Origin of the sequence: Psychrobacter sp. KH172YL61, assembly GCF_007182895.1 — a bacterium.
GTDB classification, from domain to species: Bacteria; Pseudomonadota; Gammaproteobacteria; order Pseudomonadales; family Moraxellaceae; genus Psychrobacter; species Psychrobacter pacificensis.
On sequence record NZ_AP019516.1, the window covers coordinates 1,838,125 to 1,856,183 of the forward strand.

Annotated in this window: 14 protein-coding genes and 5 pseudogenes; 14 read left to right on the forward strand and 5 right to left on the reverse strand. The window is 44.2% G+C overall.

Translation table 11 applies throughout. From position 1 onward, the window contains the following. The first annotated feature begins 48 nt into the window (after positions 1-48). The 10 genes and pseudogenes from nrdA to yfaE all read left to right on the forward strand — a co-directional run bounded on the left by nrdA (position 49) and on the right by yfaE (position 6,969). Positions 49-2,009 (forward strand): annotated as a pseudogene (nrdA, locus tag PKHYL_RS09730) (class 1a ribonucleoside-diphosphate reductase subunit alpha). Positions 2,010-2,017: 8 nt separating this feature from the next. Then, complete coding sequence (locus PKHYL_RS18130; RefSeq protein WP_332835871.1) at positions 2,018-2,323, forward strand: hypothetical protein; 306 nt, start codon at positions 2,018-2,020, stop codon at positions 2,321-2,323. Between the two features lie 131 nt (positions 2,324-2,454). After that, positions 2,455-2,646, forward strand: a complete 192-nt coding sequence (locus PKHYL_RS09735; RefSeq protein ID WP_240365035.1) for a hypothetical protein — start codon at positions 2,455-2,457, stop codon at positions 2,644-2,646. Positions 2,647-3,153: 507 nt separating this feature from the next. Continuing rightward, positions 3,154-4,041 carry a hypothetical protein gene (locus tag PKHYL_RS09740; RefSeq protein WP_093070956.1) on the forward strand — a complete coding sequence of 296 codons (888 nt, stop codon included), beginning with the start codon at positions 3,154-3,156 and terminating at the stop codon, positions 4,039-4,041. Between the two features lie 66 nt (positions 4,042-4,107). Then, entirely contained in the window at positions 4,108-4,356 is a 249-nt protein-coding gene (locus PKHYL_RS09745; RefSeq protein WP_240365036.1) for a hypothetical protein, read from the forward strand. A gap of 149 nt (positions 4,357-4,505) precedes the next feature. Then, positions 4,506-4,694, forward strand: a complete 189-nt coding sequence (locus PKHYL_RS09750; protein WP_240365037.1) for a type II toxin-antitoxin system Phd/YefM family antitoxin — start codon at positions 4,506-4,508, stop codon at positions 4,692-4,694. Further along, a pseudogene (locus tag PKHYL_RS09755) lies at positions 4,684-4,991 on the forward strand (type II toxin-antitoxin system RelE family toxin). The gene PKHYL_RS09750 and the pseudogene PKHYL_RS09755 overlap by 11 nt, the downstream one beginning before the upstream one ends. Positions 4,992-5,006: 15 nt before the next feature. Next, entirely contained in the window at positions 5,007-5,378 is a 372-nt protein-coding gene (locus PKHYL_RS09760) for a hypothetical protein (RefSeq protein WP_071001398.1), read from the forward strand. Positions 5,379-5,465: 87 nt separating this feature from the next. After that, positions 5,466-6,599, forward strand: a complete 1,134-nt coding sequence (nrdB, locus tag PKHYL_RS09765; protein WP_071001397.1) for a class Ia ribonucleoside-diphosphate reductase subunit beta — start codon at positions 5,466-5,468, stop codon at positions 6,597-6,599. Positions 6,600-6,735: 136 nt separating this feature from the next. Then, positions 6,736-6,969: a class I ribonucleotide reductase maintenance protein YfaE gene (gene yfaE / locus PKHYL_RS09770; protein ID WP_240365038.1), complete on the forward strand. Its 234-nt coding sequence runs from the start codon at positions 6,736-6,738 to the stop codon at positions 6,967-6,969. Positions 6,970-7,128: 159 nt separating this feature from the next. Here the strand turns inward: yfaE and PKHYL_RS09775 are convergent. Further along, positions 7,129-8,461 (reverse strand): annotated as a pseudogene (locus PKHYL_RS09775) (S1C family serine protease). 391 nt (positions 8,462-8,852) lie between these two features. Here PKHYL_RS09775 and PKHYL_RS09780 point away from each other — a divergent pair. From PKHYL_RS09780 to PKHYL_RS09790, 3 genes and pseudogenes are all read left to right on the forward strand, one after another. Further along, positions 8,853-9,687 (forward strand): annotated as a pseudogene (locus PKHYL_RS09780) (Nif3-like dinuclear metal center hexameric protein). Between the two features lie 1,007 nt (positions 9,688-10,694). After that, positions 10,695-11,312 (forward strand): hypothetical protein, encoded by a 618-nt coding sequence (locus tag PKHYL_RS09785; protein WP_240365040.1) that lies wholly within the window; start codon positions 10,695-10,697, stop codon positions 11,310-11,312. Next, positions 11,269-11,901, forward strand: a complete 633-nt coding sequence (locus PKHYL_RS09790; protein WP_240365041.1) for a transglycosylase SLT domain-containing protein — start codon at positions 11,269-11,271, stop codon at positions 11,899-11,901. Before PKHYL_RS09785 ends, PKHYL_RS09790 begins: the two co-directional genes overlap by 44 nt. On the opposite strand, the pseudogene PKHYL_RS17600 reads toward PKHYL_RS09790, so the two are convergent. The 4 genes and pseudogenes from PKHYL_RS17600 to PKHYL_RS09825 form a co-directional block, all read right to left on the reverse strand. Then, positions 11,902-14,948, reverse strand: a pseudogene (locus tag PKHYL_RS17600) (LysM peptidoglycan-binding domain-containing protein). A 145-nt stretch (positions 14,949-15,093) separates the two neighbouring features. After that, positions 15,094-15,552, reverse strand: a complete 459-nt coding sequence (locus PKHYL_RS09820; protein WP_442966153.1) for a nuclear transport factor 2 family protein — start codon at positions 15,550-15,552, stop codon at positions 15,094-15,096. A 309-nt stretch (positions 15,553-15,861) separates the two neighbouring features. Then, a complete protein-coding gene (locus PKHYL_RS18845; protein WP_442966068.1) occupies positions 15,862-16,104 on the reverse strand; it encodes a hypothetical protein in 243 nt (80 codons plus the stop codon). 13 nt (positions 16,105-16,117) lie between these two features. Then, positions 16,118-17,044 (reverse strand): CNNM domain-containing protein, encoded by a 927-nt coding sequence (locus tag PKHYL_RS09825; protein WP_442966069.1) that lies wholly within the window; start codon positions 17,042-17,044, stop codon positions 16,118-16,120. 610 nt (positions 17,045-17,654) lie between these two features. Between PKHYL_RS09825 and yajC the strand changes: the two genes are divergently transcribed. Beyond that, the gene (yajC, locus tag PKHYL_RS09830) at positions 17,655-17,984 is read left to right on the forward strand and encodes a preprotein translocase subunit YajC (protein WP_071001390.1); all 330 of its coding nucleotides are present in this window, start codon (positions 17,655-17,657) and stop codon (positions 17,982-17,984) included. Positions 17,985-18,059: the final 75 nt, after the last annotated feature.

Below are 18,059 nucleotides of genomic sequence, written 5' to 3' on the forward strand. Positions count from 1 at the left end.
CTCCTTTGGCGCGCAGCATCACTATAAGCAATCAAAATAGAGGCCAACATGACACATATTGATAAAATCCAAGTAACCAAGCGTGATGGACGTTTAGAGCCTATTAATTTAGACAAAATTCATAAGGTAATAGCGTGGGCGGCGGATGGATTGGACAACGTCTCTGTGTCGCAAGTTGAGCTAAAGTCGCACATCCAGTTTTATGAAGGCATCAAAACCCGTGATATTCACGAAACCATCATCAAATCTGCTGCCGACCTTATCTCTGAGACCACGCCTGATTATCAATATCTCGCCGCGCGCTTGGCGATCTTCCATCTACGTAAGATTGCGTATAACCAGTTTGAGCCGCCGCACCTGTATGACCATGTCAAAACGCTCACCGACGCGGGCAAATATGATAAGCATATCCTAGCGGACTATAGCCGTGCTGAATTTGACGAGTTAGAAGAATATCTGGATCATTGGCGTGATATGAACCTTGCCTATGCTGCTGTCGAGCAAATGGCAGGGAAATACCTAGTACAAGACCGTGTCACGAAGACCGTGTACGAAAGCCCGCAGTTCTTATATATGCTCGTGGGCATGTGTCTATTTGCCAATTACGACAAAGCTGAGCGCTTAAGCTACGTCAAACGCTTTTATGATGCGACCTCAGAATTCAAAATCTCACTACCGACACCGATCATGTCAGGTGTGCGTACGCCATCGCGTCAGTTTAGCTCGTGCGTACTGATCGAATGTGGTGACAGCCTAGACTCAATCAACGCGACCACCAGCGCCATCGTACGCTACGTGTCACAGCGCGCTGGTATCGGCATCAACGCTGGCCGTATCCGTGCCCTTGGTAGCCCGATCCGTGGCGGTGAAGCGCAGCATACTGGCTGTATCCCATTCTACAAACTGTTCCAAACAGCGGTGAAATGCTGCTCACAAGGGGGCGTCCGTGGCGGTGCTGCGACCCTATTTTACCCATTATGGCATTTGGAAGTTGAGTCATTACTGGTACTCAAAAACAACCGCGGCGTCGAAGACAACCGTGTCCGTCATATGGACTACGGCGTACAATTAAACAAAACGATGTACACGCGCCTCATCAAAGGTCAAGACATCTCGCTATTTTCACCAAGTGACACGCCAGGCCTATATGATGCGTTCTTTGAAGACCAAGACAAATTCGAAGCGCTATACACCAAATACGAAAATGATCCTAACATCCGTAGCCGTCAAATCCCAGCTGCTGATTTGTTCAGCCTAATGATGCAAGAGCGCGCCAGTACGGGTCGTATCTATATCCAAAACGTCGATCATTGCAACACCCATAGCCCATTTGATGCGACGGTTGCCCCGATTCGCCAGTCAAACCTATGTATGGAAATCGCGCTACCGACCAAACCACTGGATAACATCAATGACGAAGAAGGCGAAATCGCCCTTTGTACGCTATCAGCGGTCAACTTGGGTAAAGTCGAGAGCGTCAGCGACATCGAAGAGCCAGCCGAGCTAATCGTCCGTGCCCTTGATGCCCTACTCGACTATCAAGACTATCCGGTCAAAGCTGCTGAAAATGGCAGTATGCGCCGACGTACGCTTGGTGTGGGCGTGATTAACTACGCTTACTACTTGGCTAAGAATGGCGCACGCTACTCTGACGACAGCGCACTTGGTCTGACCCATCAGACGTTTGAAGCATTGCAGTTCTATCTCTTAAAAGCCTCAAACAAATTGGCAAAGAGCAAGGCGCGTGCCCTGCGTTCAATGAGACCACGTACTCACAAGGTATCTTGCCGATTGATACGTACAAAGCCGACTTGGATACAATCTGCCAAGAGCCGCTACATCTCGATTGGGAAACGCTACGTAGGGATATCACGGAACACGGTCTACGCAACTCTACCCTAACCGCCTTGATGCCGTCTGAGACCTCAAGTCAGATCGCCAACGCGACCAACGGTATCGAGCCACCACGTGGTCTGGTCTCTATCAAAGCGTCAAAGATGGCATCTTAAAGCAAGTCGTGCCTGAGATTGCTACCCTAAAAGATCAGTACGAGCTACTATGGCAAATGCCAAACAATGACGGTTACCTAAAGCTGGTCGCTATCATGCAAAAATTCGTCGATCAAAGTATCTCTGCCAACACCAACTATGACCCCGTTCGTTATGCTGGTGGCCGTGTACCGATGAAGATATTGCTAAAAGACTTGCTAAACGCTTATAAAATGGGTGTGAAGACGTTGTACTACCATAACACTCGTGATGGTGCGAACGATGCCCAAGCGGATATGGAAGATGATTGTGCTGGCGGTGCTTGTAAGATTTAAAATTTGGCCATTAGGCTCTCTGATCTAATTTAGAGAGCCTAATAGATAATTTGGTCTAGTAAAAGGAGGTGCAACTAAAATATAGATAGCATAAAACCACTAAAGCTAATTAATAGAGAGGTAATTTAATTATGGCTAAGAACACAGGCCGTAGTACTCGCAGAGGTTCGGTAAAAGCTCGAACTCAAATGAAGCATCCTAGTAACCCTAAGCATTCGCTTAAGAGAGACGCTGCTACAGGTCGATTTATGAGTGGTATGAAAGGTAGTTATAAAGGGGTAGCACAGGAGGTAGATAGAGATAAAAATGGCATAGAAGAGTAATCAACTATGCCATTGGAGATGCTAAATACGTCAATATTTAGTATCAGGAAGTTGAGACTACCGACGTCCACAAGTGATAGGCCAATAGAATGAATTTCCTTTTCAGAGCAGACATTCTAATTTAAAACTTACCACTTGTCCAAAAAAACCGTGAAAAGGTAGTCACAAATATTTCTACTCAGGAGTAATGAGTATGGAAGTTTATCGTGATATACATGGCGACTCTGGCGTAAGCGCATTCGAGGTCGGTGATGACTCTATAATTGTGCGTTTTACGAAAGGTGGTATGTATCTATATAACTATTCCAAAACTGGCACTTATCATGTCAACAATATGATAAGACTAGCTAGAACAGGAAATGGTCTTAACGGATACATAAACTTAAACGCTAAACATACTTATGCTAGAAAAATAGCATAGGTGTTTGGTCTGACCTTCATGGTTTAGTGTTAGGTGCTTCGACACCTTAGCACTATTAAGTATGAGTTGCTAAGAGGGATAAGAATTTGAATATTTCAGTGGGCAAAAAGCATTTTTTGAGAATTAATACTTGGGATGATATTTATAAAATGAGTGGATATACTGACTCATTAGATCCTAAGAAGGAAAAATTAAAGCAAGTTATTAATAAGTATGAACTTCCAAACAAGGGTAGATGCGGTTTATCAAATTGTCGCACACCTCATAATATTGGATGTATTGTTGAAACTGAATCTGGTAGGTTGACTAATTTAGGAAACGACTGTGGCAAGAAGTATTTTGGAGAAAACTTTACGTCTTTGAGCAATAAACTTAGCAAAGAGATTGATTACGCAAACAAAATCGAGAATATAAAGTTAGCTAAATTGAATATTGCTGAAAATTATAGAAAGTTAAATGAAATAGAAGCTGATTGGAAGAAGATTGAGAGAGTTTATAGAGCTATAAAGTCCGAAGGTCTTGATGGGCTATACGACAAGCTAGAACAAATGAAATATAGTAAGAGCTCCATTATTGCAATACAGCGTAGAGCTACAGAATCGGAGATTGAGCTTGAAGAGGTTAGAACAGGAAAAGACGTTCAAAATCCTTTCTATATGTCTGACAACTTAGGTGATTTAAAAGGTCTAAACTATCTTACTGATAGAATCAAAATTAAAGCCATCATTCTAAACAATAAAATAACTCTTAATCGTTTGAATGATTTTGATGAGGACAAGACAACTCTCAAAGAACTTAGCAAAATGATCAAAGAGAATGAAAAATTAAACGATAGTGTTCGTGAAGCACATAGTATTATTGCGGATGGCTTTAAGTTATTTAGTGCAGATAATATGAGACAATTTACGCCTTTGATAAGTAGTAAAAGGCATAGAAAGTTAAAAAGATTTTTAAATTGTTGTTTTGAAAGCTAATAAGCCTAGGTCAAGCGAATCTTTCTTAGTTGTAGGGTGCGCCCAGCGCACCGATGATATAAAATTGTGTTTAAAGGTGAGCGAGGCGCACCCTACAAAATATACTCAAATAGCAAGGTCGCTAAGAAAAAGAAAGACGCCCTAACAAGGTCGTTTAGCCCCGACTATAGCGATATCCTGCTGACGACGATGGCGTTGCAGTCTCTGACTGGACGTAGTATCGAGGCAACAGGAATGCGGTCAGACACGATAGACTGCACGCCAGCGGCTAAGCAGATACAAGCGGTAGGCGGGATTGGCTACCTTAATATTTAAATTTAACACAGTAACAAGTAAGACCTAATTTTCGTGCTAAAATTAGCCCCTATATTTAGAGCATAATTTTAATGGAGAATGGGGCATGCAACCGATATTTGCGACACAAACAGCCAGTATTTCAGAGCTAAAAAACAACCCCTTCTGCCTTGATCAAACAGTCAGATGGTGAGTCGATTGCGATTTTAAACCACAACAAACCCGTGGCTTACTTGGTTTCCACAGACATGTACGAGCGTATGATGGAAGCGATGGACGATATGGCACTCAGCCAAACCGTAAACGCACGGATGAATGATGGGCAAGCGCCTATCAAGGTTACGCTCGATGACTTATAGTCTTGAGTTTCACCCGTTAGCGTTAAAAGAATGGAAAAGATAGCGCCAAGCATCCAACAGCAGTTTAAGAAAAAATTACAGCAGCGACTATCCAACCCTCATGTGCCTGCGTCGAAACTTTCTGGACATACAGATACTTATAAAATTAAATTACGCACCATAGGGTATCGTTTGGTATATACCGTTAAAGATGACGTGGTGGTGGTTTATGTATTGGCAGTCGGTAAAAGAGAAAACAACAAGGTATATGACAGTCTGGCGACGCGTCAACCCCAACGAAAACTTAGAAATAACTAAAACGACGGAGGTCATGTGCACTATACCGCAATCATCAAAGACGGTGGTTTGTTTATCCCAAACGTATTTTCAGACCTAAACGATGGTGGCTCGCATATCGTACAAGTCGAGGTTGATATTGCAGCGGTGCGTCAGCAGTTAGAGATGGATGAAGCGCCAAAGGCAGCCGTCGCCAAAAAAAGCGTGGCAAAAGCAGCCAAAAAACCAGCATCGCGCGCGGCTAAAAAAGACGTAAAAACAGCAGCAGAAGCGTCTGATGTGAGTACCCTACGTAAAAGCGCACTGGATGAATTAGAAGCACTCGATGATAGTGAACTGAGCGAAATATTCAAAGCCTATATGAACGATGGCAAAGAGCCCTCACAGATATCGCTAGAGAACCTTTAACCCAAAAAAGCCATTGACCAAAATTTATAATATAATCATATCCAATTTATATAATTTCATAACCGTATCAATGATAAAGGCAGTCCCATGACTTACTCGATTTTTTCGCAAACGCCAAACAATGCGCTAACAGAGCCGATGTTCTTTGGTCAGCCCGTCAACGTGGCGCGCTATGACCAACAAAAGCACCCCATCTTTGAGCAATTGATTGAAAAGCAGTTGTCATTCTTTTGGCGTCCAGAAGAAGTCGATGTGTCACGCGACCGTATCGATTTTAGCAATCTGTCCTCGCATGAGCAGCATATATTTTTGAGCAACCTCAAGTATCAGACCCTACTCGACTCTATCCAAGGTCGTAGTCCAAACGTGGTGCTACTGCCGCTAGTGTCTATCCCTGAGCTTGAGACGTGGATTGAGACATGGTCGTTTAGCGAGACGATTCACTCGCGCAGCTATACCCATATCATTCGTAATATCGTCAATGACCCAAATATTATCTTTGATGACATTATGCAAAACGAGCACATCTTAGGCCGCGCCTCTGATATCGCTCAGTACTATGATGAGCTGTATCGCAACTCGCAGCTATATAGCTTATACGGTCCAGGTACGCATAATATAAATGGTGAGGAAGTGACCGTTGATTTACGATCGCTGAAAAAGCAAATGTATCTATGCATCATGGCGGTCAACGTCCTAGAGGCCATTCGTTTTTATGTGTCGTTTGCCTGCTCGTTTGCCTTTGCTGAGCGCAAATTGATGGAAGGCAATGCCAAAATCATCAAACTGATCGCTCGTGACGAAGCGTTGCATTTGACCGGTACGCAGCACATGCTAAATCTCATGCGTAATGGTCGTGACGATCCTGAGATGGTCGAGATTGCCGCAGAGTGTTTTGATGAAAGTATTGAGATCTTCCGCAAGGCTGCCGAGCAAGAAAAAGAATGGGCAGGCTATCTGTTCAAAGATGGCTCGATGATCGGTCTCAACGAAGATATTCTGTGCCAATATATCGAATACATCACCAACTTACGTATGGAAACCGTCGGCTTGCCAGCGGCGTTCCCGAACTCAAAATCAAACCCAATCCCGTGGATCAACACGTGGTTGTCGTCTGACAATGTGCAGGTCGCCCCACAAGAGACCGAGATTAGCTCGTACTTGGTTGGTCAGATTGACTCTGATTTATCAGACAGTGATTTTGACGACTTTGAACTATAAAGGCTCCGAATTATAAGAGCTGAGTTGTAAGAGCTTTGAGCTATAAAGGTTTTAAATTATAAAGGGTTGATCTGTAATCATTTTATCGGTTAATAGTAGGGATAGTAATAGCACAGATATCCCAATAGGATGAGCGATGACTTGGGTAATGACCAGTAAAAAGCAGTTCTATCTACATGATGACGAAAGTCTACTAGATGGACTATTACGCACCGGACACGATGTCAACTATCAATGCCGCGAGGGCTATTGTGGTAGCTGCCGAGTCAAGCGTATTGCTAGCTCGCATACGGTCGATTATCCATTTAACCCGCTTGCCATGATTGAAGAGGATGAAATCCTGCCCTGCTGTTGCCGTGTGCGGGTGTAATCTATATCAACCATGAGCTGATTGAAAAGCCTTAGCAAAATAGTAGGGACTAAAGACTGGCCTGAACATTAGCTTTTATGCTTTGATAAAATTTAACTCGACAAAAAGCGCGCTCCTTATCCAAAGGAGCGCGCTTTTTGTGTAATTTAGCAACACACTTTATTGTGCTACAGAGTCTTGCTCAAACAGTTTCATTAGCTCTTCGCGCATGCGATCACGCTCTGCTTCTGACATCATCGGTGCTTGCTGATCACCTTGGATACTGCCACCCATCCCATCCATACTCTCACCCTGTAGTACGACAGGACGCTCGATGGGCTCTTGCACTGGACGCTCTTCTAGCATTATTTTGACTTGAGCATTTTTGCCGCGGCGTAGTATCTGAGCATCCAACTCAGTGTTCGGCGGCTTACGAGCGACATATTGGATCAAGGTATTGGCATCGGTCATCTCGACACCATCGATGGTTAGGATGATATCGCCAACACGCAAACCACTCTTGGCAGCAGGACTGCCTTCGATGACGTTTAGCACTTCCACGCCCGTTGAGGTCTCAAGCTGCGTTGGGTCACGTAGCTGTGACTGGATTTCGATACCGAGCCAACCACGACTGACGCGGCCGTCTTTGATCAGCGCGTTCATCACTTGCTCGACCAATGATGTAGGAATCGCAAAGCCAATACCCATCGAGCCGCCAGAGCGCGAGAATATCACCGTATTGATACCGACTAGCTCACCACGAGCATCGACCAGCGCGCCACCTGAGTTACCTGGATTGATCGCCGCATCCGTCTGGATGAAGTCTTCGAACTTATTGACGCCCAGTCCAGTACGCCCAGTCGCTGAGATAATCCCTTGCGTCACCGTCTGACCGACCCCAAATGGATTACCAATTGCCAAAGCCAGATCCCCCACGCGAATAGGATCTTCGCGGAAACCAAGCGGCGTCAATCCTGTCATCTCAACCTTAATCACTGCTAGATCACTATCAGGGTCTGTACCGATGATTTTGGCGCGGCTCTTGCGTCCATCGTTAAATGCAACCGTGATCTCATCCGCTTTTTCGATGACATGCGCATTGGTCACGATATAGCCATCTTCTGATACGATCACACCAGAGCCTAGATTGGTATTGCCCTGCTCTTGTGATGGGCCACCATGATATTCAAAAAACCGGCGCAATACGGGATCATCCATATAAGGATGCTCTGTCATCGTTTGTGTGGTGTAGATATTGACGACCGACTGCGACGCGCGCGCAACTGCATTATGATAAGAAGAGATGGGCGCTGGTGTATCCGCAACTGGCTCTGACGCTTGCTGCTCGGCTGGCGAGGGTTCTCGGCGGCTCCCACGTGGCCTCCGATGATGACTTCATACTCGTGAACAACCAGATAAACGCTACTAACACCAGCAGCAATAAGACCCAAGGCAACCATTTTAATAAAGAAACCTTGTTACGGGTGTTATTGGTGTTCTGGGATGACGACATATAGAACCTCTATAAATGTAATGCAGACGGACAGTGAGAAATAAGGTGAGAAGACTGCGATTATTCAACCATCATGGCTTGGATTATTCAACCATTATGGCTTGACTAGGTAATTGCTTGATTAGGCAATTAATAGCCAGAGCTAGGCAGACTCACATTTATAAATTATAACCGCAATGCCGTGAAATAGTAACGTATCGTGTACCATTTCAGTTATCCATCTTGTCTACTCTTTTACAGTGCCATGTTAAAATCATCGCTATCAGATATTTGCGATAGATAATGATCAATTATTTATCTTTTATGAGTCTTTGTCTTCAAACAACTTTTTTTAAGCACTATATTTGAATAATACTGCGTTACTGCAAGGCAATAACAATAAGGAAACCTAATGAGCCAAAACACGACTACTGAACCTTCGACCAACAGCATCAGCGCAGAATCATTGACGCAATTTTGTGATGAGTATCTATCTGCTAGTGCGTTCAAAGACTACGCGCCAAATGGCCTACAAGTAGATGGCGGTCGTCCAATACAACGTATCGTCACAGGGGTGACGGCGTGCGAGGCGCTGATTGATGCGGCTATCGCTGACAATGCCGATGCGATTGTGGTGCATCATGGCTACTTTTGGAAAGGCGAACCTGCGCCTATCACAGGTCTGAAAGGTCGACGTATCCGCAAATTGATGCAACATGGCATCTCTATGATTGGCTATCATTTACCGCTCGATGCACACCCCGTGATTGGTAACAATGCCAAACTGGCAGACGTACTAGATATGACCATTACTGGCGCGCTCTACCCCAACGAAACACACCCTGTTGGTAATATCGCCACTTGCACACCGCAGAGTGCTGATAGCCTGATCGCAAAGATTACCCAAGCGCTCGGTCGTACCCCACTACATATTTCGTCTAATTATGAACATCACTCTGATAATAATGCGAAAACGACTGCCAATAGCGAGAGTGATCAAACGTGTCGGTATTTGTACAGGCGGCGCCCAAGATATGATCGAACAGGCTGCCATAATGGGCTGTGACGCCTATATCTCTGGTGAAATCTCTGAGCGTACCACGCATATCGCTCGTGAGCTGGGTATCGATTACTTTGCTTGTGGTCATCACGCAACAGAGCGCGGTGGTATTCAAGCGTTAGGAGAGATAGTCGCCCAAGAATATGGACTGCCAGTAACCTTTGTTGATATTAAAAATCCAGCATAAGATAGCCAATATAGTGGCCATCATTAGGGCAGAACTCGAGACGATTAATAAAGAATATAGGCGTTGTTATAGCCATTATCGCAAAACTCATTAATGAGTTTGTGAATATTACGCCCATAATATAGCGACATTTAACCGTTTATATCTCAATTGTTAAGTTTTATCGCTTTTTCTTAACTCTACTTGAATAATGCAAGCGATATCCGCATATTACCACCTGTAAGAAAGAACGTTTTGTCATGAAACTTCCCATTATTACAGCTTCCGGTTATGGCACTAAAATAATGCTGGCGGTTATTTGAAACTTTATCATGCTTTATGAGCAATGAAATTTTTGAACGTCGCCAGTTAAAACACGATGTATACACTCGATATTTGATTTATACCGTGTTTTTATTTGTAGTGTCGCGATGACAGTTTTGCACCACCTTTTGATAGCATATTTTATAAGCTATCAAATATGGTTGAGCTGCTTGCCCTCATTGCTGGACAATTAACTTTAGCAGCTAGCCACCTTATTACTAATCACTCAAGGTGTCGTTAGTTATTAAAGTTAGCATCACCAAAGCAGATGAATATATTGGTCTCAATGGCCAATCATTACCTCACCGCTTTGCTTGATGTCGTTGTCTCAATAACTTACTCATGACCTTACCTATGTTTGATATATAGTTGTTTGGCCATTAGCCATATTGCGTTATCGATGAAGGAATCATCTGATTTACATCCCTTCGCGTAGTCGTGCGTCCAGATTTTGAAACGACTGTTTTATGCTTTTACTTTAAGCATATGAGTAACACTTCGATAGCGGGCTGACCCACAAATCCACATCGCTAACTCTTAGAGAGAGCATGCTAGTGGCGCTATAATCAAGCAGGATGACTGATACTTATTTTATTCAAGAGTATGATGTCGTCTGAAATGCTGTATTGATATATGCCAAATGATGTGCATGTATTTTTACGCGTTTTTGCGGTAAGAAGGATGGCTAAAATCAGGAGACATCCATGCAACGTATTACTTATCGTGTCAAAGGATCTGCGCAAGGTGCCAAACGTCGTATTTCTCATTTACTACGTCCATCTAAACGCCTACTTAACACCAAAAGTAACATCGTTTCATCTACCCCTACTGCGTCGGGTCGTTTTGCCAGAACCAAGAAGCTGGCACAAGTATCCAGTATCGCTCTGCTCTCTTTGCCTGCACAGAGCCTAACGACAATGAATACAAAGGTATCAGCCTATGCCAATGTCATGCTGCAAAACACTTTGACCATTGCCGCTGTCCCAGGTGATAGTACTTATTTTGCCACTGATGGCTTCCAACATGGCTTTGGTTTTGATCTCGTGCGCACCTATGCAGACGAGCTCGGTGTGGATATCAATCTAAAAGCCTATGCCAATGAAGAGGCTGCACTCAAAGCCTTGAGATCAGGTGACGCTGATATGGCGTTGACCACGGCTAGTACCAAACTAAAAAGCCAGCTCAATCTCTCATCTGTTAATGTCAGCTGTGGCTACGACTCAAGCTTGACTAAAAACGGTCTGCATCCAAAAGTCAGTTGGACGTTCAGCTCACCTAATGATCCACTGTCCAAAAAAAGCCAGTTACTTCTTGTGCGATAGCATCAAGCTAAAAAACACACAGAAACTAGCGGCGTTCTACAATCAGAATTTGCTAAAAGACGCTTATAGTCAGGATCATTTCCAAAAAACACTGACAGAAAAACTGCCTGATTATCAGTCTTCGTTTGAAGAGCAAGCGCGCAATTACAATCATGATTGGGAATTGTTGGTTGCTATGGGTTATCAAGAGTCACATCTTGATGCCAATGCGGTATCTCCGACTGGCGTACGCGGCCTTATGATGCTGACCAATAACACTGCAAAGGCTATGGGCGTGTCAGATCGCGTTGATCCTTATCAAAGTATCGGCGGCGGTGCTCGTTATCTAGAGCAAATGAAAGCAGAGTTCGCGGATGTACCCAAGACTGATCGCGTCTGGTTTGCCCTTGCTGCTTACAACATGGGTCCAAATGCGGTGAAAAGCATTCAGCGTAAATTACGCGCCCAAGGCATTGACGACAAGAGCTGGGCGAACGTTTATGCGTATTTGGCGGACAACAAAGCATCAAACAGCCGTTATGGCCAAGCAATGCACTATGTTAGCAACATCAGAAGTTATCTTGAGTCTATCAAAACTCAAACTGTCTAGTTAATAGACTCCATTAGATATCAGATATCTTAAGATACCTAAACGATTGGGTACCGTCAGACGCTGACCACGTTGTAACATAGTATCAGCAGCGATATTATTCATCTCAGCCAATTCTTGGGTTGATACACCATATTTACGAGCTAAACCAATCAAGCTATCGCCTGAGCCAACCGTGTAGCTCACCGTCGCTTTTGGCACTTTTAGGGTTTGTCCACGCTGTAGTTGGGCATTCGTCGCCAAGTCATTGGTCGCAGCCAAATCCTCTACAGAGATACCAAACTGACGAGCTAAGGCAATCAAGCCATCGCCAGATTTGACTTTGTAATTTTCAGTATTTCCTAGCTTTTTACCGCTGCTACTACTCTGACTGCTACTGCTTTGATTACTGTTGCTTTGACTACTATTAGAAGCCGAAGAGCTTGTAGAAGCCGAAGAGCTTGCCACGCTACCGCCCGCAGGAATAGTAATAGTACGACCTAATATCAAGTTAGACGTCGTGCTCAGGTTATTTGCTGAAGCTAAATCGCTCAAGCCGATATTATAGCGTTTGGCGACACCTGTTAGCGTATCACCAGATTTTACTTTATAGCTGACGGCTTTATCATTCAGTTGGCGATCAACTAACTCTTTTGAAACCGGTACTTTAATCGTTTGCCCACGTTGCAGGCGCGCTCTTGCATCAAAGTTACTGTTTACAGCAGCGATCTCTGCTGCACTAACACCCAAGCTATTTGCAATACCGATCAAGGTATCACCTGATTTTACTTTATAACTAGTGGTCGCTACTGATCTTGTATTACTAGCACTACTAGAGCTTGTGGTGCTTGCTGCATCGAAATTAACACTAGCAGGTACTTTTAGTGTTTGACCCACATAAAGTGAGCTTGTGCTATTGATACCGTTCAGGCTAGCTAACGTGTCTGTCGATACGTTAAATTGACGCGCTAATACAATCAGACCGTCACCCGGTTTTACTTTTATAGTTCTTAGTCGCAGTGCTTGATTTACTTGGTCTGGTAGATGGTGCCGCAGGTGTTGTGGCGGGCGCTTTTACCTTACCAGGTACTAGCCAGAGCTTTTGTCCTCTGAGCAGATCAGCACGGCTACTGAGGTTATTGTAGCTGGCAAGCTGTGTGACCGATAAACCAAAACGGTTGGCCGTACCAATAAGCGTGTCGCCACCTTGTACAACATAGCTTTCAGGCTGATTGGCGGCTGGGTTACTGGCAGCGCTTAGCGGCTCGATAGTTTTGGCATTGTATAGATACAATGTGCTGCCAGATAGTAAGTTGGCACTGGCATCTATTTGGTTCCATTCTGCGATATCACGCCAATTTACCCCCTGCACGGCTTGCGATATTCGATAGCGTATCGCCACGTTTGACCGTATAAGTGGTACGCGTGCCTTGTGGTTTTGGTTTACTAACTGACGTTTTAGCAAAGCTCAGCTTTTTCTCTTCACCGCTTGCTTCTAAGATAGACTGCTGCGTCTGTACGGCTGACAGGTTGATATTACCATCCGCGTTAATAACGTTGGTCTCAGAGGTATTGCTACGGATTTGGTGGGCAATGAAGTCGCGCTCTTCTTTGCTAAGCGGTGGCTCTTGGACAATCGTATTATTCTGAGTAATCTGAGCTGAGGTAGTCGGTAGACTGTTGCTGCTCTTGAGCTCAGCATTGATCTTTTTGGTTTCTGCATTGGTTATTGGCGGCTCAGTACGTACTGAGGCATTACCACTATAGACAGAGCTGCTAGTCGTTTGAGCGGACGGTGAGATATAGCTCGTTATTTGCTGAGGTACGCTTGCGCTGGCAGCATAATCAGCCAATGCGCTACTGCTGGATGGTAATGACGATGAAGTATATGGCTTGCTATTGTAGCTTGGTGTCGTTGTAGTTGGGGTGCTTGTATTGCTAAAAGCCAATACATTGCTTGTGCCATTACCACGCAATAGACTCAGTTTGGCATCAGCGTTCAAGCTAACATCGTTAGGAATGATAACGCGCTGTGGACCAGAGGAATCCACACGACCTGAAGTCAATGCCGTGTTGAGTCGCTCTAACTCATCATAACTCACGCCTGTAAGCTGTGATACTTCAGACAAGCTCACACCGTAGTTGACCGGCACACTACGGAAATGCTGACGGTTAGCGATAGCTGGTAGATATACGCCATACTGTTCAGGCTTGGCCACGATTTCGGCTACTGCCAAAAAGCGCGGCACATAATTCATGGTTTCAGTTGGTAGTTGTAGTGACCAGTAGTCTGTTGGTAGTCCACGTGCGGCATTGGCATCAATCGCTTTTTGGATACGACCAGGTCCTGCGTTGTAGGCGGCTAGCGCCAGCTCCCAGCTACCAAACTGATTGTGTAGCGCGGTCAAAAAGTCGTAAGCGGCGCGCGTTGATTCGATAACGTCACGGCGACCATCATAGGTGCTGCTCTGATTCAGACCATAGATACGACCTGTACTTGGGATAAACTGCCATAGGCCTGCCGCTGCTGCACTACTGGTACCACTCGGATCATACGAGCTTTCGATAACTGGTAACAACGCCAGCTCTGTTGGAATGTTGCGGCGCTCAGCCTCTCGTACCGTATGGTAAATGTAGCGACTGGCACGCGCCGTCAAACGGTTTAGATAGTCTTGTCTGCTGGTAAACCAACTCTTTTGCCCTTCGATACGCTGATTATAAATCGGCTTACCACCGTTCATACGGTAGCCGGCACGCAAACGATTCCATAGATCACCATACTGCTGAATAGCAAGCTGGTTGCCCTCTACCATCGTCATGTCAGTGGCTTCTAATAGATCTGCCAATTCATCCAAGCTCTCTGCATCCAAAAACGCAGTTGAGTAATCTGCACTGCTCGTAGTCGCCCCTTGATTAGCAGGACGCTTGGTAATGATAGCTGAGCTGTTGGTTGCACCTTTATTTTTTACTGTTGAGGTGTTGCTACACGCACTGATGAGTAAAGTTGATACCGCAAGCGTCAATGGTAACGCAACAAACGAGCGAGATTTTGATAGCACAGTAGACATGATATTGGAAGTTTCCTAACGACAGAAAGTGATAAGACAAAGTTGAGAGATAGTATAGTATGCAACGTAAAGTAAAGACCAGCCTAATATAAAAGACACTAATAATCATTTTTATTAGTATCTAATAGATTGTATTGACCAGTATCTAGTTAATAGCTACTTGTGATACTGCACGTAATAATACAGCGTTACCAGTAGATACCGTCAGCGTTACACGAGATGTCGTAACAAATGATGTTTGCTGACCGTCTTTCGTCCAGCTCTCATTTGTCGTTACATTGGCTTTTGCCTGATCTCCTGTAATAACAATGTTATCTACAGAGATATCGTAGCGATAATTGGACGTATCATTCCAGCTGTTTTGCAGTAGCTTTAGATACGCATCTTTGTCTAGGCTAGTCGATTTTCCCTTTCTAGATAAAGAGATCAATGCATCATCCGATACCAGACGAGCGACCTGATTAATGCTCTTGCTATTTGCGGATGACTTCATCGCTGCTGCGTAGTTTTGCACTAACGCTTCGGTCATCGTAGCGGCTTGCGCATTGATACTAATGGTGCTGGCGACTGCTAATATCGCAGTGACGCTGGCGCCCTTTACCAATAAAGCCAAAAGCCTACTTCCCAATAATTTTTCATGATAATCCTTAGCGATATTTTTTCGTTTGCGCCGTAGTGACGATCAACGCTCTTTTATCATTTGTGTTGTTGATGTACTTATATAGTAAGTATACTCATATCATATGCCGAGCCTATCATTGAATTCTCACAGGCATGTGACACCCTGTGTAATTATTGCGAATATAAAAGCACAGGATGCTCACAAAAGCCGTTCTTTGAATCGAAGGTTATTATATCCTCTGATTTCAACAACTTTAGTCGTGATAATAGCAATAGCACTCAATCGATAACGCTAAAATTTGTTTTCGCTATTGCTATCTTCATACTGCTCATCATCACTGAGTTTCATACCCAAACGCTCTACGCGTCTGTCCATCATTTGTCGAGCCAATGCCTGCATATCTTCCACGCGATCTATTTCATCGACAATCTCAAGACCTAACAATGTCTCAAAGACATCTTCTAATGTGACCAACCCTTTGACTTCACCATATTCGCCAACGGTAATTGCGATATGAATACGATTTTTTAGCATAAGCTCCAACAGATCAAACAGTTTCATTTTTAGAGAATACAAACGTGATGTCTCTTTTGAACTGCGTCAAAGGCTTGTGCGTGGCATGGTTGACTTTTGCCAATAGCATGTCAGTTTTTAAAACAAAACCAGTAATGTTATCTAGATCACCATCATAAATGGGCAATCGAGAAAACGTGAGCTTTGGACGATCAACCAATAACTCAGCCACTGTTTTGTTTTCTTCAAATGCGAGCATCACTGAGCGCGGCGTCATGATGTCTTCAACTTTGATCGCGCCGAATGCTAGTAGATTGCGAATGATGCGCGACTCTAGTGGATCGATTTGACCCGATTCTTCACCGATGCTAGCAAGGGCTGCAAACTCACGACGGCTGAACGTTTGCGGTTCTTTACCGCGTACTAATAACTTCGTCAAACGCTCTGATACCCAAATAAGTGGGTATAAAATCATAATGATACCGCGGACAAAGTACGCCACCATACCACTTAGCTGACGCCAATAGACAGTGCCTAGTGTTTTTGGAATAATCTCAGACAGGAACAAAATAGCCAGTGTCATAATGGCTGAGAACAATCCAAACCATGCGCTACCAAATACAATGGTGGCTTGGGCACCCGCTCCGATAGAACCCAACGTGTGAGCAACGGTATTCAAGGTCAAGATAGCTGCCAGTGATTGATCGATATTGTCGACCTTTAGGCTCTTTAGCATATCCGCTTTTTTGGGATTGGTTTCTTGTACATCTGCAATAAACGATGGCGTCATGCTCAGCAAAACAGACTCAGCCAACGAGCAGGCAAAAGAGACACCAATAGCGAGGACAACAAAAATATCAATAGTCCCACGTTTAGGGCAGTTGGTGCGGCTGCCACGGCGGTTGGCGATGCAGCGCCCGCCGCCCACACAGAATGCGGCAACATCAGCGCCAACGCACAAAGCACGGCAAAGAAGGTATAACCAAATCGAGAACTAGTCGTCATTCTCGGGGAGGCTCTGCAGATGCGTCTTCACGATGAGCACGCGGACGACATAAACGAGGTACAAACATAAAAGTGGTGAACAAGTTGGGTAACCTAAAAAGAGAAAAAGGAAGATGATATAACGAGCCAATCATATACATTATCGAGGTGATATCAGATATCTACTGATCAATAGTCATAACGGCTCAATGCTGATTTAGACACCGTCTCAAAGCTAAAATAGTGCTTCGATAAATAGCATACTAAATGCATGCAGTCATTGCCATTTGATAGTAGCATTGATGATATCTTTCACAATAAGTCACTATTTTTAAGTTTTTATTTTTTGGTGACTTTTATTGTTTGGTATTGCCTCAATATTATTTGGCTCAATGGCATATGATATTGATCATTTTGGCATCATATATTTGATATAGCAAAAATATTATCCTGCTATCCGGCGGCTTATTCTCTGCCATTACATCAACAAAAACACGCTCAGCCTATGATTAACAGTTACCAAGTCTGGGATTTTTTGTTACTATGCGTCTAATTTTATTATTATCTATGAACCACTGAGAGACATTATGAGCTTATTTATTCAAGCTGCCCATGCTGCACCAGAAGCCGCTGGTGCTGGATCGCTATTCGGTCAGATTTTACTTCCTGTTGCTTTTTTTGCCATTTTTTACTTTTTGGTCATTCGCCCGCAGTCTAAGCGTACCAAAGAGCACCGTGCCATGGTGAATGCATTGACGGTTGGCAACGAAATCATCTTTGCTGGTGGTTTGATGGGTCGTATCAAAGCGATAGAAGGCGATTATGCAGTTGTGAGCTTAAATAACAACACGGATGTCAAAGTGCAACGTGCTTCTGTTATTTCAGTATTGCCTGCTGGCACAATCGAAAGCGTTTAATCGAAAACGTTTAATTATTACTGAGCTTTATCGGTAGTAATTTAATGGTCGTATCACCACTGGGTGCAATGACCA

What these genes read in the sequence shown, in the direction of transcription:
- PKHYL_RS09735 (WP_240365035.1), top strand. Translation starts at nt 2,455, where the DNA reads ATGGCTAAGAACACAGGCCGTAGTACTCGCAGAGGTTCGGTAAAAGCT.
- nrdB (WP_071001397.1), top strand. Translation starts at nt 5,466, where the DNA reads ATGACTTACTCGATTTTTTCGCAAACGCCAAACAATGCGCTAACAGAG.
- yfaE (WP_240365038.1), top strand. Translation starts at nt 6,736, where the DNA reads ATGACTTGGGTAATGACCAGTAAAAAGCAGTTCTATCTACATGATGAC.
- PKHYL_RS09785 (WP_240365040.1), top strand. Translation starts at nt 10,695, where the DNA reads ATGCAACGTATTACTTATCGTGTCAAAGGATCTGCGCAAGGTGCCAAA.
- PKHYL_RS09790 (WP_240365041.1), top strand. Translation starts at nt 11,269, where the DNA reads ATGATCCACTGTCCAAAAAAAGCCAGTTACTTCTTGTGCGATAGCATC.
- PKHYL_RS18845 (WP_442966068.1), bottom strand. Translation starts at nt 16,104, where the DNA reads ATGCTAAAAAATCGTATTCATATCGCAATTACCGTTGGCGAATATGGT.
- yajC (WP_071001390.1), top strand. Translation starts at nt 17,655, where the DNA reads ATGAGCTTATTTATTCAAGCTGCCCATGCTGCACCAGAAGCCGCTGGT.